Raw genomic sequence first — 15,911 nt, forward strand, 5'->3', positions numbered from 1 at the left:
AGAAAGGGACAAGGAGAGAGCGCTATGAAAACAAACAATCGTATTACTTATCGATTTAACGAGAGCGGGCAGCCAGTCAATCAGCCGCTTGTCGACAGCACGAGCAAGGAACGCGGCGCAATGAATGAGGCTGAATTATCAAAGCAGCAACAGACAAAGGTCGTTCCCATTCATAAAGACAATTATGATTCTTATGGCATAGCCGAATTTTCGCCGTGGAATACGGCGTTTCAAGAAGATATCAGCGCTTTGGAGAAGCTGATCCGAGAGACGGATGAGCCTTCGGAGAAGAAGCGGCCAAAGGCAATGGAGCCTGCTGTTGAGACGGCGGAGCCTTCGCCGGTTCCCTCTCATTACGAAGAATTCGAAGGGGTTTCCAGCCCTCGGAATGATATCCGCGTTGTACCGGATTCGGATCATCGCGAGCTTGAAATAGATTTTATAGACGGCAGCGGCGGCAGGCAATGGCCGGTTCGCCATTATTCAACGCCGCCTTCGTGGATGAAGGTGTTCGCTTCGGTTGCGGCAGCGCTCGCAACAGGCGCGCTGTTCGGCTATTTGCTGCTCAGCCTGTTCACAGGCGGTTCGCTCTGGCCGGGCGGCGATAATAGCGCGATCAAACCTGCAGGCGGAACCATTGCTGAACCTAACGGCAAAACGGCAGCGTCTGGCGCAGGAAGCCAATCGGATTCGAACGGTGTGGACGCTGGAACAGCAGGAAAAGGAGTTCCGGCTGGAAGCGTGAGCGGAGAAGCAAGCAAGATTGCTAATCTGTCGCTTCCGACACAATCATACTTTTTGCTGCAATACGGTGTGTTTAGCAATGCAGAAGGTCTGCAGGCTGCGATCACGGAGCTCGAAGGCAAAGGGAGGGCAGCAGCCGGCATTCAAACCGCAACTGATTATAGAGCGTATACAGCCATTTCGGATGACCGCTCGCAAGCGATTGCGCTTAGCAAAGGAATTGAAGGCATGGAAGTATACGTGAAGCAAATCGATCTGGAAGTGCCGCAGCGATTTCCGTTTGCCGGCGAGCCGACAGCGGCTGAGACTTTTTTTGGCCGGACTTCCGATGTCGTGGCGATCCTCGGAAAATTGTCGACTGCGCAGCTCGAGCAGCCGCAGCTTTCGCCGCTCGGGACGGCTTCCGTTGAAGCGTGGCAGGAAGCGCATCGACGTTGGACAGAGAGCGTAAAAGCGATGGAGACGGGCGTAAAGGACAAAGAAGGACAGGAATTTCTCATAAAATTAATTCAATCCGTCAATTCTGCCGCAAAAGCGATGGAGGAATACGATAAAAAGCCGTCGCAATCGCATTTACACGCTTTGCAAAGCTCGCTGATGAATGCTGTGCTGACACAAAAGCAATGGTTTGAGTCAATCAGCGCATTGTAAAGGAAATCAATACTAAGTATAATAAGACGCAGGTGTCATTTCATGGCGAGAGGCGTTGAATCATGAAGAAAAACGGCTGGATTTTGATGCTTTTTCTCATACTGGGTTTGCTGGCGGGCGCGTTGCTTTCCCGTTCGCTTGAGCCGGTAGCGGGACTTTCTTTTCTGACCGATTCGATTGATTCTACATGGTCTCCCGCTTTCGATCTTTACGTATTGCGCCTGGACTTGACGATTCGCCTAAATGTCAGTCTGCTCAGCATTATCGGAGCGGCGGCGGCGCTTTGGCTATATCGCAAAATATGAGCCGCAGGATGAGATCCAGCAAAGCGGCGGCAACAGATGAAGGAGCGCAAATTGGAACCGATTCAATTTAAAGAAGCTTACATACAACCGATTCGCCGGCTTGTGCTGGCATCGTCGTCTCCGCGCCGGAAGGAACTGGTCGCATTGCTGGGCCTTTCCTTGCCGGTTTATATTTTGCCATCGGATGCCGATGAGTCTGTCCCTGAGCAATGGTCTCCCGATCGAATCGTTGAGGAGCTTAGCGTGCGTAAAGCTTTGGCAACTGTCTCGATGCTGCAAGACAACGATGAAGAGCCGTCGATTATTGTCGGCGCCGATACGATTGTTGTCCTAGACGGCGAGGCGCTTGGCAAACCGAAGGATCGCGACGAGGCTTATACCATGCTAAGCAGGCTGCAAGGGCGTTCGCATGAAGTATATACGGGCGTGGCTTGCGTTGCTCGCGAGAGCGGCCGGACGGTCGTAAAGCATCGTAAAACGCTTGTGTTCATGAAGCCGCTTAGCGAGGAGACGATTCGCCGTTACATTGCAACGGGAGAATCAGACGATAAAGCCGGCGCGTACGGCATCCAAGGATATGGGGCGGCGATAGTTGACCGGATTGACGGATGTTATTTCAATGTTGTCGGCTTGCCGGTTTCGTTGCTGGCGGATATGCTGCATGAATTCGGCATCGTTGCGTTCGAGAATGGATGACATGGAACAATTGAAAGTGAAAACGGGATAACAATTAGGAAAAGGCAGGGATGGACATGGAACCGCAAAGCGATATGCTGCGCGATGTCCCCCATGATGAACGTCCGAGAGAGCGCATGATGCAATATGGGGCCGAAGCGCTGAGCCACACGGAATTGCTTGCGATTTTGCTGCGTACAGGTACGAAGCAGGAATCGGCCGTTCATTTGGCTGGTAAAATTTTGAAGGAATGCGGCAGTTTGCGTAATTTGGTTGATATGAGCATGGACGAGCTGACAAGCATAAAAGGCATCGGGCCGGCAAAAGCAGTTCAGCTTCGCGCGGGCATTGAGCTCGGCCGAAGATTGACGAAGAGCCGAAACGGCGAGCAAACGATCGTTCGCAAGCCTCAGGATGCCGCCGACTTTGTAATGGAGGATCTCCGTTATTTAAAGAAGGAGCACTTCGTCTGCTTGTTTCTAAATACGAAAAATCACATTATTGCCCGGGAAACATTGTCGATTGGCACGCTTAACGCCTCGCTTGTTCACCCCCGGGAGGTATTCCGCGCAGCCATTAAATGCAGCAGTGCATCGATCATATGCGTTCACAATCATCCCAGCGGCGACCCTCAGCCAAGTCCGGAAGATATCGTTTTAACCGAGCGACTTAAGGAAGCGGGGGAATTGGTCGGCATCGAGGTGCTGGATCATCTTGTCATTGGAGATGGCAGGTTTATCAGTTTGAAGGAACAAGGTTATTTGTAATATAATAAGTGGGATTGTCGCAATTAGAAGGGAGCATTAACATGTTTGGTGGTTTTTCGAAAGATTTGGGCATCGACTTAGGAACGGCAAATACGCTTGTATTTGTGAAAGGCAAAGGAATTGTAGTAAGAGAGCCTTCGGTAGTTGCCCTTCGCACGGATACAAAAACAATTGAAGCAGTAGGCGAGCAAGCGAAAAAAATGATCGGCAGAACGCCGGGCAACATTCGCGCCGTACGTCCGATGAAAGATGGCGTAATCGCCGATTTCGAGACGACTGCCACGATGATTAAATATTTCATTCGTTCTGCGCAAAAGCAGAAATCGTTATTTCCGCGTCATCCGAACGTGATGGTGTGTGTGCCCTCCGGTATTACAGCCGTTGAGAAACGCGCTGTCGAAGACGCTGCGAAGCAAGCGGGCGCTCGCGAGGCGTACACAATCGAAGAACCGTTCGCAGCGGCGATTGGCGCCGATTTGCCGGTATGGGAACCGACAGGCAGCATGGTTGTCGATATCGGCGGCGGCACAACGGAAGTAGCGGTTATTTCGCTTGGCGGCATTGTGACTAGCCGTTCTATCCGTGTTGCAGGCGATGAAATGGATGAAGCGATCATACAGTACATCAAACGAATGTACAATTTAATGATCGGCGAAAGAACAGCGGAGCAGTTGAAAATGGAGATCGGATCGGCTATGCCGCTTGATCGAGTGGAGTCGATAGAAATTCGCGGCCGCGATCTCGTAACCGGCCTTCCGAAGACGCTCCCGATTACGGCTGAAGAAATTACCGAAGCTTTACTGGATACGGTTAACGCGATCGTTGATGCCGTGAAAATTACGCTGGAAAAATGCCCGCCTGAGCTTTCCGCTGATATTATGGATCGCGGAATCGTGCTGACAGGCGGCGGAGCGCTTCTTCGCAACCTCGATAAATTGCTTGCGCGCGAAACGGGAATGCCTGTTATCGTTGCGGATAACCCGCTCGATTGCGTTGCTATCGGAACAGGCCGTTCATTGGACAACATTCACTTGTTCAAAAACAGAAGCAGCTCGCGCTCGAAGCGTTAATCGAGAGTCGATTGGGAGAGTACGGAATCGGACATGAAACGGGCAGGTGATTGAGCTGTTTAAGCTGTTTAGAAATAAGCGGATGTTCATGCTTATGTTCGGCTTCATTCTGTTCATTGCGGTCATCGGCTTCTCGCTGAGCGACCGCAAAGAACTGACATGGCCGGAGAAATTTCTCGGCGATTCAGTTGGATTTGCGCAGCATCTGTTCTACAAGCCCGCTGGCGTTATAGCGGGCTTCTTTGAGGATATAAGAAGCTTGCGCACGATCCATGAAGAAAATGAACAATTGCGGTTAACGGCCGCCGCTTATGCACGCGACAAAATCAATTATAATTGGGTTATTAAAGAAAACGAACGCCTTAAAGAAGATTTGAATTTTACAGAACGTCAGAAGCAAGTCAATGATTACAAATACAGAATTGCGCAAGTTATTGCGGTAAATAACGATACGTCGAGCCGGACGATGGTTATTGATCTTGGCTCCAAGAACGGCATTAAGAAAAATATGGCGGTCACGACTGTTGACGGTCTTGTCGGTCTGGTCAGCGAGGTTCGCCCGTTTACGAGCACGGTAATGCCGATTACCGAGCTGGATGAAACTTCGCCCACGTCGAATCTGATCGCGGCGACGATTCTCGGCCGAGAGGACGAGTCTTTCGGCATTATTAGCGGCTACAATGAGGAAACGGATCGTCTGCTTATGACCAAAATCGACGAGAAAGACAAAATGATCGTCGATGACGTTGTCATTACATCGGGTCTTGGCAACGTTTATCCGCGCGGTCTTGTAATCGGCACGGTCGAAAACAAACAGGTTGGCGACTTCGGGCTTACTTATACGGCATCGGTGAAAATCGCGGCTAAATTCGATCATCTGACGGAAGTATTTGTCGTTGAGGTTCCAAGCACGGAGGAGTCCGCCGAATGAGCGGAATGAGCTTTAATCGTCTCATCGTTGTCATGCTGCTCATTTTTTTAATCGAAGGCACGATTATGCCGTGGATTATTCCGCCAGATTTTGCAGGCCGAATCGTTCCTCATTTTACATTCGTTTTTGTCATGTACGCTGCGTTGTACAGCGGCCGCCATTACGGCTTGCTGCTCGGAATCGCCTTCGGCTTTTTACAGGACATCGTATTTTTCGGACATTTGATGGGTGTGCATGCTTTTGTAATGGGACTAATCAGTTATTTTACAGGGCTGCTGCTAGAGCGCCGCAGAAGCACGCTGTTAACGGCGCTGTCGATAATCGGCCTGGGCTCAATCGTATACGACTCAACCGTCTACTTTATTTATAAAGTGTTCCGCATAACGAACGAGACCTACGCATGGGCGTTACTGGACTACATTCTTCCGAGCCTGTTTCTGCAGCTGGCGTTTGCATTGGCCTGTTACGTGCCTGCAAGACGGATGAACGAGAATCTTGCTAAGCAAGGCTTGCAGGAGAAGGACGAAGAATAAAGCTGGAAATTATCGGGTGCTTGCAGGAATTCGAGCGTTGCGAAAAGAATGGATTACGTTGGGAGGGACAGACGTGACCGAGAAGCAGCATATTATAATTAAAGGCGTTAAGGAAGGTCTCGTTTTCCTTCTCGACGACCAGTGCGAATTCGCCGACTTGATGGATGAATTGCAATATAAGCTAGAGAAAACGCATCAGCAGCTGCTGTCCGGACCGCTCGTTCATGTGCATGTCAGGCTTGGGACGAGACAGATCGAGAATGAGGAAAAGGAACGAATTCGCAACATCATTCGTTCCCAAGGCAATTTGATCGTGCAGTCGGTTGAATCGGAAGTGCCGCAAGAGGACAAATCAAAGACCGAACCGAGCGGCCCTACTGTAATAACCGGCATCGTCCGCTCCGGTCAAGTGATCGAGCATGACGGCGATCTTATGCTGGTGGGCGACGTGAATCCGGGAGGCTCATTAATCTGTACCGGCGATATTTATGTGCTTGGCGCATTGCGGGGAGTTGCGCACGCCGGCGCTCGCGGCCGCAGCGATGTTATTATAGCTGCGTCGCTCATGCGCCCGACTCAGCTGCGTATTGCTGAAGTGATCAGCCGGCCGCCGGAGGAATGGATGAGCGGGGATGCGATGATGGAGTTCGCTTATTTACAGGATGGCAGCATGCAGATTGATAAAATAAACCAGTTGTTCCGATTGCGCAATAATCCGATTATGTAAAGAGAGGTGTAACGTATGGGAGAGGCAATAGTAGTGACTTCCGGAAAAGGCGGAGTGGGTAAAACGACGACCTCGGCGAACTTAGGTACGGCGCTGGCTCTGTTGGGCAAAAAGGTATGTATGGTTGATACCGATATCGGATTGCGAAATTTGGATGTTGTTATGGGGCTGGAAAATCGCATTATTTACGATTTGGTCGACGTAGCCGAAGGCCGCTGCCGATTGAATCAGGCATTAATTAAAGATAAACGTTTTGATGAGCTGTATATGCTGCCGGCCGCGCAAACAAAGGATAAGAATGATGTTAATCCGGATCAGGTTCGCGACATGGTGCTTGAGCTTAAGAAGGATTTCGATTATGTCATTATCGATTGCCCCGCAGGCATTGAGCAAGGCTTCCGCAACGCGATTGCCGGAGCGGATCGGGCGATCGTCGTTACGACGCCGGAAAACGCTGCCGTTCGTGACGCCGACCGAGTAATCGGATTGCTTGATAAAGAAAAAATCGCGGCCAAAATCGTCATTAACCGTATTCGCCAGAACATGGTGAAAAGCGGCGAAATGCTTGATATTGATGAAATTTGCCAAGTTCTTGCCGTTGACTTGATCGGCATCGTTCCGGATGACGAGAAGGTCATTAAAGCGGCGAATAACGGCGAGCCGACTGTAATGGATCCTTCATCGCGCGCGGCAATCGCTTATCGTAATATTGCCCGTCGAATCTTGGGCGATATGGTGCCGCTGATGCTTCTGGATGAGAAAGCCGGTGCATTCAAGCGCTTCCGCAAGTTTCTTGGAATAGGATGATCGCCTTGTGCTTAACAAACTGAAAAAAATCGACTGGGGCATTATCGCAATTCTAGTCTGTATGATGGTCATTAGCGCTGTGTTGATACGGAGCGCTACACACGGGAACTCTTTATATCCGAATTACGATATAAAGACGCTTATCTATTATGCAGCCGGGTTTTGCGTTGTCTTCTTTGTAACTTTATTTGATTACCGGTTATTTCTGAAAAGCTGGCATGTGCTATACGGCATCGGAATCTCGCTGCTTATACTGGTTTATTTTTTTGGATCGGAAATAAACGGCGCCAAAGGCTGGTTTAAGCTTCCTGGAGTTGACTTCCTATTCCAGCCTGCGGAAATTATGAAAATAATTTTGATTATCGGTATTGCTTATTTAATGGGCAGAAGGCAAGGGGATCGGCTTACTTTTACGCAAGATTTGCTCCCGGTAGCCGCCTTCGCTTTTTTACCGTTTGCTCTTGTTATGATTCAGCCGGACCTCGGCAATGCGATTATTTATCTGGTCATCGTGCTTGGGATGCTGTGGATCGGCAATGTGAAGTACACTCACGTCCTTATTGGCTTGACCGCAGTAATTGCAGCACTGGTGCTGTTCTATACGTTGTTTAATACGTTTAATGCGGAAATATACGATTATTTAAACGATCATGGCAAAAAGCACTGGCATCAGCGGATCAATACGTTTATTAATCCGGAAGCAGCATCTCAAGACGATAAGCATCAGTCGGAAAATGCGAAGATCGCAATCGGCTCCGGCGGTCTTAGCGGCGACGGCTATATGCAAGGGGATATGCTTAAGGGCAAGTTCATCCCTTATCCTTATTCGGATTCGATCTTCGTCGTTATCGGTGAGGAGTTTGGCTTCCAAGGCTCAGCCGTGCTGCTGCTGCTATATTTCCTGCTCATATACCGGATGATTCTCATAGCCTTCAAGTGTTATGACTTGAAAGCCTCCTTTATCGTCATTGGCATCGCTTCGATGTTTGTGTTCCAGATATTCCAGAACATCGGAATGATGATTGGCCTGATGCCTATTACCGGCATAACACTGCCATTCATCAGCTATGGCGGCACCTCGCTGCTGCTCAATATGATTTCGATCGGCATATTGTTTAGTATCAAGGCGCATCAGGAAAAATACGAGCTGGCCGATTAACTTCAGGCGTCTGTTCCTCTACTTTAGAGGGCAGGCGCCTTTGTTGTTTTTTCGCCAATCCGCCTCGAATACTTGTCTTATTCGATTCATAGATATGAGTAGACAAGCAGAAACGGATTTGCCGATCTATGGCGGCAAAGCGAGGGAGGAATCGCGGGTGAATGGGAAGGATGGAATCCGCCAGCGCAGACAGCAAAAGATAAAGCAATTAGTGGAACAGCAATCGTCTCGCGAGCGCAAGGGCTGGAAGGAAGAAAGGAAGTTGGAGGCCAAAGACGCGGCAAAGGGCTTTGAGCCTGTACGAGCCAATCGGGACGATATGTATCGCGAAATCTTTCCGGAGCCCGATCCGGAGAAGCAATGGAAGACGAACCCTGCGCCTTGGCTCGGCTGGGGAGTCGAAGAAAACGGGACGGGCGGGTTTCCGCAAGAAAGAGACGACTATTGGGGCAGCTATAGAGGGACAAGCGGCGGCGGCGGATGGCGTTCGCTGCGCCGCGAGCTGGTCTGGAAAGCGATTGCCGCGCTTTGTATATTTGCCGCGATCTGGGGGATGTATCAATACGATTCGGAATGGACGCTCGAAGGAAGAGCAATTGTGAAAAATGCGCTAACGGAGGAAATCGATTTTGCCTCGGTTGCGGCCTGGTATAATCAAAATTTTACCGGAGCGCCCTCCTTTATTCCGATTTTTGGCGATAAAGCGGAAAAGGCGCAATCGGCCGAAGGCACTGTACAATTGCCGGTTGTCTCGCCGCTGCCGGAAGGGGCGATCGTTCGCACTTTTGCAGAGCTGCTGGACGGCATCGAGCTTGCCGGTGAATCGAAGGAGCAAGTGGTCGCAGCGGAAACCGGAAGAGTACTGCTCGTAACGGAGCAGAGCGACGAAGGCGTGACGGTCGTCATTGAGCATGCGAACAAACGGACAAGCGTTTATGCGAAGCTAGGCGCGGCTAACGTGAAAGTAAACGATTGGGTGGAGGCGGGTGACGCAATTGGCACGCTTCGCGAATCTGCTGGAGAAGAGCCGAGCTTGCTTTATTTTAAAGTAAAACAAGATGACCGGTATATTGATCCCGTGAGTGTGATACCGATTGGTTAAATGGAGAGGAATCCGCTGGTCTGTGCATCCGTTGTTTGTCTTAGTCATGCTGGCTTCCATTGCCACAGGCTATTTTGCAGAGCTGCTGACGCTGTTTCTGATCGTCCTAGTACATGAGGCGGGACATTTAATGACAGCGAAATCGTTCGGTTGGACGATACGGGAGGTAAAGCTGCTGCCGTTCGGCGGCGTTGTGGAAGTCGATGATGCGAGCGGGTTGCCTGCCGGCCAGGAAGCGATGGTTGCGATAGCAGGACCGCTGCAAAATTTATGGATGGGACTTGCGGCTTGGGGATGCGGACAGCTTGGCTGGTGGGACGCGGAATGGGCGGCGTATGTATGGAAAGCGAATGTTATGATCGGGTTATTTAATTTGCTGCCGATCTATCCGCTGGACGGAGGCAAGCTGCTGCAGGCGGCCTTTAGTTACAGCTTTAATTATTTTGCAATGATGAAATGGACTTCTCGCATTAGCATCGCGTTAAGCGGTTTAATGGTTATCGTCTCGCTGCTGGCAGCTATAGGGCCGGAAGGCGGCATCCAGTTGAATCTTCTTGCAATCGGAATTTTTCTGGTATTGTCCAACTGGACGTATTATCGCAATATTCCTTACTTATTCGTGCGCTTTCTGATGCATCGGGATCGCGTCGCTGCTCGATCAGCCGCGCGAGGTAATGATGCGAGCCCTCTGTTCGTAAGCGGACAGCAGCCGATCGGCGCGGTTGTTCGAATGTTGTGGAGGGAGCAGTATCATCACATTTATGTCATCGAGCCTGGCGGCGATGCGGCTAGAGTCTTGCCCGAGGAAAGACTGATCGATTGTTTTCTTGCGGAACGCAATCCGCACCGCGCAGTTATTGAGCTAGTCAGTTAGTTTGGCTTGATAGCGGGCCATCCTGTGATAGAATAAAAAGAAAAGCGCAGGCGGCGGTGATGTTGGAATGAAGCAAATGATCATGCACGGGCACAGAGAGCTGTTGCAGACAGCGGTTCTCGAGGATGGAAGACTGACGCAATTTTATATGGAACGATCGGAGAACAGCGGGCTCGTCGGCAACGTGTACAAGGGACGGGTTGTAAACGTGCTTCCGGGCATGCAAGCGGCGTTCGTCGATATCGGATTAAGCAAAAACGCTTTTCTGTACATTGATGATCTGCTTCATCCGCATCTGGAAAAGCAGCCGGCGCAAAAGCCGGCAATCCAGCAATTAGTTCGCGTCGGGCAGGAATTGATCGTACAAGTGATGAAGGAGCCGCTGGGCGGCAAAGGGGCTCGTGTTACGACTCATTATTCGCTGCCCGGACGATGGCTCGTTTATATGCCGGTAGCCGGTTATGTCGGCGTTTCCAAAAAAGTGAGCACGGAAGGGGAACGCATAAGGCTGCGGTCTATCGGAGAAAAGCTGCTGCTGCATGAAGAAGGCATTATTATGCGGACTGCAGCGGAAGGAGAGACCGAGCAGGCGCTTTCGGCGGACGTTAACCAATTAAGGGAACGATGGCGGGATATTGCCGAGCGGGCGGCAGAGGCAAGCTCGCCGGCTGAGCTTCATCGCGAAGCGGGCTTGATGCGCCGAGTGGTTCGTGATGCCATGACGCTTGATTTTGATGAGATTTGGATTGATGATGCTTCCCGTTATGAGGAAGCAAAGCGGCTTCTTGGCGAAATGATGCCTCAGCTTGAGCGAAAGCTGCAGCTGTATGAGCGATCCGGCGTTAAGCCGTTGTTCGAAGCATACGGCGTGACGGAGCAAGCGAACGCGGCGTTTCAACGGCGCATTCGGCTCGCGAGCGGCGGCTTGCTGATCTGGGAAGAAACCGAGGCGCTCACCGTCATTGATGTCAATACTGGCAAATATACAGGTGACAGCGATTTGGAAGCAACCATTTTCAAGACCAATCTGGAGGCGGCCGATGAAATTGCAAGGCTGTTAGCCGTTCGCGACGTCGGCGGCATTATTATCATTGATTTTATCGATATGGAGGACGAGCCTAATCGCGAGCGCATTATGGCACGCATGATCGAATCCGCCAAGCGCGACAGGACAAAATGCGCGGTGCTTGGCTGGACAAGGCTCGGTTTGCTGGAAATTACTCGTAAAAAAGCGCGTGAAAACGCGGTGCAGCAATTGACGGAAAAGTGCGAGCATTGCGGCGGCATAGGTAAAAAATCAGTTGATATTGGTTAATCTAATACGGCTTCCGATATAATTTGCGGTGAGTGTTGAATATAGGCTGTTTATGTGCTAGAATGTTCTAGTATGTCTGAATAGGCTCATTTCTTACGGACATGCAGATACCGCTCCAATCGGGTTCAAGAGTACAGGCAGCAGCCGGTACCACCTGGGTTAGGCGAGTCTTCGACAATAAGGAGGTGCACCATCTATGTTCGCAATTATCGAAACTGGCGGCAAGCAGTACAAAGTTCAAGAGGGCGATATAATCTACATCGAGAAATTGGACGTAACTGAAGGCGAAAACGTAACTTTCGATCGCGTATTGGCAGTGTCCAAAGGTGACGGTCTCGTAACTGGAGCTCCAGTCGTTTCCGGCGCTACGGTTTCCGGCAAAATCGAGAAACACGGCAAAGGCCAAAAGATCATCGTTTACAAATACAAAGCCAAAAAGAACTACCGCCGCAAACAAGGTCATCGTCAGCCGTACACGAAAGTAACAATCGAGAAAATCCAAGCGTAAGAGGATTTTTCTATGATTAAAGTGCAATTCGTGCGGAACGCCGTTGACAGGCGGATTATATCTTTCGCAGTCGAAGGACATGCGAAATATGCAAAGCCCGGCAAAGACATTGTCTGCGCCGGCGTATCGGCAGTCTCTGTCGGCACGGTCAATTCCATTGAGGCATTGACTGGCGTAGAGTTGCCGCATTCCATGAAGAACGGCTGGCTGTCGTCGGATATTCCAGCGCAAGCCGATCCGGAGACGGATGCGAAAGTTCAGCTGCTGCTTGAATCGATGGCAGTAATGCTTCAAACGATCGCGGATTCTTACGGCAAGTTCGTCGTTGTTCAGGAACAACTTCTTTAAAGAAGGAGGGAATCACTATGTTGAAACTGAATCTCCAGCTCTTCGCATCGAAGAAAGGTGTAGGTTCCACAAAGAACGGTCGTGACAGCCAATCGAAGCGTCTTGGCGCTAAACGTGCGGACGGTCAAATCGTTTCTGCCGGCAGCATTTTGTACCGTCAACGCGGTACTAAAATCCACCCAGGCAACAATGTAGGCATCGGTAAAGACGACACTCTGTTCGCGTTAGTGGAAGGCGTCGTTAAATTCGAACGCTTCGGACGCGATCGCAAAAAAGTGAGCGTATACCCTGTTGATCTGGCTCCGGTAGCCGCAGCAGTTGAAGCCTAATAAAGCAGCAAGTGGCCCGGCCTGATTGACAGGCTGGGTTTTTTTTCTTGGACCTGGCTACGCTTATATTTCAACATGAAACGCAGCTTTGCCGCCATAGGACGGCGATAGCCGTTTGCGCTTGTCCGCTTCGAAAGTCCCTTTTTTCGACGCAAGCCGGCATGCTATACTGGATAAGATAGGAAACAAGCAGAAAGTGGGATCACACATGGATCGCTTAACAATTGCGAAAAGTTGCGCAGCCGCATCGGTATTGTTGCCTTGCGCAGCCGTCCTTATTTGGCCTCAAACATATTGGTTGCTTGCTATATTTCTTGGTTGGCTTACAGGCGCTGCCGCGTTGTGGATTTGGGCGGAACGCAAAGAGAACGAAGAGCGGATTGAACGCACCATACATAGCCTGCAGTCGTCCAGCATTCGGACATTGAATCATCATAGGCATGACTGGATGAATGACCTTCAAGTTCTCTATGGTTATATTCGATTGCAGAAGCTGGATAAAACAGCGGATTACGTGGAGAAAATAAAAGATAGAATGGCTGCCGAAAGCCAAATCGCAAAGCTGGGCGTACCGTCGCTTGTAAGTTATATCCAATCGTTTCGGACAATTACTAATTCGCTTCAATTGAAGGTGATAAACCGGCAGGATATTCAGTTAAGCGATTGGCCCGAAAGCGGAAAGCCTATTGCGGAGGCGTTGATCAGAATGATTAATGCGTACCGGATGGGAGTGAAAAGCGGTTGCGGCGATGCGGCGGTTTTAACAGTCGAACTGTCAAAGGAAAATGACGCATTATTTGCTTCGTTTCAATACGAAGGCGAACTTACAAGCGAACAGCATTTAGCTGATCAAATAAAAAAGCAGTTGGAAGGCGCGCTGCTGTTGCCGGTCGACCTCGACCGTCCGCAGCTAAAAATTGTGCTTAAGGCGGAATTGAGCGCTTGAACGGGGGCACAGCATGTTTGTCGATAAAGCGAAAATATTTGTAAAAGGCGGCAACGGTGGCAATGGCATCGTCTCGTATCGCCGCGAGAAGTACGTTCCGGAAGGCGGACCGGCAGGCGGTGACGGAGGCCGAGGCGGGGATGTTATTTTCCGCGTGGATGAAGGTTTGCGCACGTTGATGGATTTCCGCTATCAGAAGCATTTCAAAGGTCCAGCCGGCGAGCGCGGCAAGGTGAAAGGCATGCACGGCGCGGGCGCAGAGGATATGATTGTGCGCATTCCTCCGGGTACCGTTATCGTTGATGACGATACGGAAGAAATTATTGCCGACATGACTCGTCACGGGCAGGAAGTTGTAGTAGCGCGCGGAGGCCGAGGAGGCCGAGGCAACATTCGTTTTGCTACGATTAACAACCCGGCACCGGACATTTGCGAGAACGGTGAAGAAGGCCAGGAGCGCTGGGTTACACTAGAGCTCAAGGTTATGGCGGATGTCGGCCTTGTAGGCTTCCCAAGCGTCGGCAAATCGACGCTGTTATCCGTCGTATCGGGCGCAAAGCCGAAAATCGGCGCTTACCACTTTACGACGATTACGCCTAACCTGGGCGTTGTTGACGTTGGCGACGGACGCAGCTTTGTAATGGCCGATTTGCCGGGTCTGATCGAAGGCGCGCATGAGGGCGTGGGACTTGGACACGAATTCCTTCGCCATGTCGAGCGGACGAGAGTTATTGTCCATGTCATCGACATGGCGGGCTCCGAAGGCAGAGATCCGTTTGAGGATTGGCAAAAAATTAATGCGGAGCTCGGTTTGTATAATGAGAAGCTTATCGACCGTCCGCAAATTATTGCCGCCAACAAGATGGACATGCCGGAAGCGGCAGATAACCTGGAAATCTTCAAGCAGCAGCTCGAAGAGGTTAGCGGCGACCGTGAATATTTAATTTTACCGATTTCCTCGCTAACGAAGCAAGGCATTCAAGAGCTGTTGTACAAAGCGGCGGATACGCTAGATACAGTGCCGCTAGAAATTGACATCGAAGAAGTGAAGGACGTTGCCGAAAGGAAAGTTTACGGCTTCGAGAAGCGCGAGGAATCGACATTTACGATTCGCCGTGAAGATGAAATTTTCATCGTTGAAGGCAAATCGATCGAAAGCTACTTGAAACGGATGAATATGAATTCCTACGATGCCATTATGCGCTTTGCGCAGCTGATGCGCAAAATGGGCGTCGACGCAGCCTTGCGCAAAAAAGGCGCGAAGGATGGAGATACGGTGCAAATCGCCGACTTTACCTTTGAGTTTTTTGAAGGCAACGATTATTTGGGTTAGAAACGACATTAGACACTCTTTGTCCGCTTATTGGAGTGGGGGTGTCCCATAAGTCATTAAAATGACGATGGGATACCCCCTGTATCCCCGAAAACCATCTTGTTCGCGTCATCAACGATGCGGTCAATCGTTTAGATATAAATCTCTTCCCCAAAGCTTATCCCGGAGGTGGCCGGGACAGCTGCCACCCCAAAATGCTCATGAAGGTCATCATCTACGCTTATACGCAGCGCATTTACTCTTCTCGCCAAATCGCGAAAGCAGTACGCGAAAACATCATGTTCATGTGGCTGGCGGCCAGACAACGCCCAGATTTCCGCACCATTAACCGCTTCCGTTCTGAGCGAATGAAAGACGTGCTGGAGACCGTCTTTGCGTGAAATGAAGGTTAGAAATGGAATATCTTCGCTTCAAACGACAAGCGAGGGAGCAATTAAAGAGCGAGGATGGATATGCATTATTGTTCGACGCATGCACGAACCAGAGCGTGTGTTTGGCCAAATCAAGAATAACCGAGGATTCCGCCGGTTCCTGCTTCGAGGCTTGCCGAAAGTCGGCCTAGAGGTCGGGTGGCTTTCACTTGCCCATCAATTGCTGAAGAAAGCTGCAAAGGATAAAAATCTAAAAATAGCGTTGCAGGGATAGCTCTCCGCAACGCTATTTCGTATTATCAGGTCAGCCAGAGATTTCTGGTTGGCCTTTTTTAATGGCCGTTCTATGATGGCGGTAGCTGGGAGAACGTACGCTATTTTGAGGCAGTGACCTCGTCACAAAAACTGTTTTTCCC

19 protein-coding genes, 1 pseudogene and 1 other annotated feature are annotated in these 15,911 nt (G+C 50.4%); all 20 genes and pseudogenes read left to right on the top strand.

What is annotated here, in order from left to right; all coding sequences use genetic code 11:
* Nucleotides 1-24: 24 nt before the first annotated feature.
* The 20 genes and pseudogenes from GOM71_RS01045 (at nucleotide 25) to GOM71_RS24200 (ending at nucleotide 15,769) form a co-directional block, all read left to right on the top strand.
* Nucleotides 25-1,395: a hypothetical protein gene (locus tag GOM71_RS01045; protein ID WP_156277498.1), complete on the top strand. Its 1,371-nt coding sequence runs from the start codon at nucleotides 25-27 to the stop codon at nucleotides 1,393-1,395.
* Between the two features lie 62 nt (nucleotides 1,396-1,457).
* On the top strand, nucleotides 1,458-1,700 hold the full coding sequence (locus GOM71_RS01050) for a DUF4321 domain-containing protein (RefSeq protein WP_156277500.1): 243 nt from the start codon (nucleotides 1,458-1,460) through the stop codon (nucleotides 1,698-1,700).
* Nucleotides 1,701-1,736: 36 nt separating this feature from the next.
* Nucleotides 1,737-2,396, top strand: a complete 660-nt coding sequence (locus tag GOM71_RS01055) for a Maf family protein (protein WP_156277502.1) — start codon at nucleotides 1,737-1,739, stop codon at nucleotides 2,394-2,396.
* Nucleotides 2,397-2,452: 56 nt separating this feature from the next.
* Nucleotides 2,453-3,142: a RadC family protein gene (gene radC / locus GOM71_RS01060; protein ID WP_156277571.1), complete on the top strand. Its 690-nt coding sequence runs from the start codon at nucleotides 2,453-2,455 to the stop codon at nucleotides 3,140-3,142.
* A gap of 41 nt (nucleotides 3,143-3,183) precedes the next feature.
* Nucleotides 3,184-4,212, top strand: a complete 1,029-nt coding sequence (locus GOM71_RS01065; protein ID WP_156277504.1) for a rod shape-determining protein — start codon at nucleotides 3,184-3,186, stop codon at nucleotides 4,210-4,212.
* A 46-nt stretch (nucleotides 4,213-4,258) separates the two neighbouring features.
* Nucleotides 4,259-5,143, top strand: coding sequence for a rod shape-determining protein MreC (gene mreC, locus GOM71_RS01070; protein WP_367649413.1), 885 nt, complete (start codon nucleotides 4,259-4,261; stop codon nucleotides 5,141-5,143).
* Nucleotides 5,140-5,676: a rod shape-determining protein MreD gene (gene mreD / locus GOM71_RS01075; protein ID WP_253944615.1), complete on the top strand. Its 537-nt coding sequence runs from the start codon at nucleotides 5,140-5,142 to the stop codon at nucleotides 5,674-5,676. Before mreC ends, mreD begins: the two co-directional genes overlap by 4 nt.
* A gap of 73 nt (nucleotides 5,677-5,749) precedes the next feature.
* Nucleotides 5,750-6,403 (top strand): septum site-determining protein MinC, encoded by a 654-nt coding sequence (minC, locus tag GOM71_RS01080; RefSeq protein ID WP_367649414.1) that lies wholly within the window; start codon nucleotides 5,750-5,752, stop codon nucleotides 6,401-6,403.
* A gap of 15 nt (nucleotides 6,404-6,418) precedes the next feature.
* Nucleotides 6,419-7,210 (top strand): septum site-determining protein MinD, encoded by a 792-nt coding sequence (gene minD / locus GOM71_RS01085; RefSeq protein WP_156277506.1) that lies wholly within the window; start codon nucleotides 6,419-6,421, stop codon nucleotides 7,208-7,210.
* A gap of 7 nt (nucleotides 7,211-7,217) precedes the next feature.
* The gene (locus tag GOM71_RS01090) at nucleotides 7,218-8,369 is read left to right on the top strand and encodes an FtsW/RodA/SpoVE family cell cycle protein (RefSeq protein ID WP_367649415.1); all 1,152 of its coding nucleotides are present in this window, start codon (nucleotides 7,218-7,220) and stop codon (nucleotides 8,367-8,369) included.
* 94 nt (nucleotides 8,370-8,463) lie between these two features.
* Nucleotides 8,464-9,471 carry a M23 family metallopeptidase gene (locus tag GOM71_RS01095; protein ID WP_156277508.1) on the top strand — a complete coding sequence of 336 codons (1,008 nt, stop codon included), beginning with the start codon at nucleotides 8,464-8,466 and terminating at the stop codon, nucleotides 9,469-9,471.
* A 22-nt stretch (nucleotides 9,472-9,493) separates the two neighbouring features.
* Nucleotides 9,494-10,345, top strand: coding sequence for a M50 family metallopeptidase (locus GOM71_RS01100; protein ID WP_367649417.1), 852 nt, complete (start codon nucleotides 9,494-9,496; stop codon nucleotides 10,343-10,345).
* A 67-nt stretch (nucleotides 10,346-10,412) separates the two neighbouring features.
* Entirely contained in the window at nucleotides 10,413-11,660 is a 1,248-nt protein-coding gene (locus GOM71_RS01105) for an Rne/Rng family ribonuclease (protein WP_253944618.1), read from the top strand.
* 101 nt (nucleotides 11,661-11,761) lie between these two features.
* Nucleotides 11,762-11,841: a sequence feature (ribosomal protein L21 leader region), on the top strand.
* 15 nt (nucleotides 11,842-11,856) lie between these two features.
* Entirely contained in the window at nucleotides 11,857-12,168 is a 312-nt protein-coding gene (rplU, locus tag GOM71_RS01110; RefSeq protein ID WP_156277512.1) for a 50S ribosomal protein L21, read from the top strand.
* A 12-nt stretch (nucleotides 12,169-12,180) separates the two neighbouring features.
* Entirely contained in the window at nucleotides 12,181-12,516 is a 336-nt protein-coding gene (locus tag GOM71_RS01115; RefSeq protein WP_156277514.1) for a ribosomal-processing cysteine protease Prp, read from the top strand.
* Between the two features lie 17 nt (nucleotides 12,517-12,533).
* Complete coding sequence (gene rpmA / locus GOM71_RS01120) at nucleotides 12,534-12,845, top strand: 50S ribosomal protein L27 (RefSeq protein ID WP_156277516.1); 312 nt, start codon at nucleotides 12,534-12,536, stop codon at nucleotides 12,843-12,845.
* Nucleotides 12,846-13,053: 208 nt separating this feature from the next.
* Entirely contained in the window at nucleotides 13,054-13,791 is a 738-nt protein-coding gene (locus tag GOM71_RS01125) for a Spo0B domain-containing protein (protein ID WP_156277518.1), read from the top strand.
* A gap of 13 nt (nucleotides 13,792-13,804) precedes the next feature.
* Nucleotides 13,805-15,124, top strand: coding sequence for a GTPase ObgE (obgE, locus tag GOM71_RS01130; RefSeq protein ID WP_156277520.1), 1,320 nt, complete (start codon nucleotides 13,805-13,807; stop codon nucleotides 15,122-15,124).
* 83 nt (nucleotides 15,125-15,207) lie between these two features.
* A pseudogene (locus tag GOM71_RS25080) lies at nucleotides 15,208-15,498 on the top strand (transposase); the annotation flags it as partial.
* A gap of 7 nt (nucleotides 15,499-15,505) precedes the next feature.
* Nucleotides 15,506-15,769 carry a transposase gene (locus GOM71_RS24200; RefSeq protein ID WP_253944620.1) on the top strand — a complete coding sequence of 88 codons (264 nt, stop codon included), beginning with the start codon at nucleotides 15,506-15,508 and terminating at the stop codon, nucleotides 15,767-15,769.
* Nucleotides 15,770-15,911 lie beyond the last annotated feature (142 nt).

This window comes from Paenibacillus sp. NEAU-GSW1 (assembly GCF_009737085.1).
GTDB lineage: Bacteria > Bacillota > Bacilli > Paenibacillales > Paenibacillaceae > Pristimantibacillus.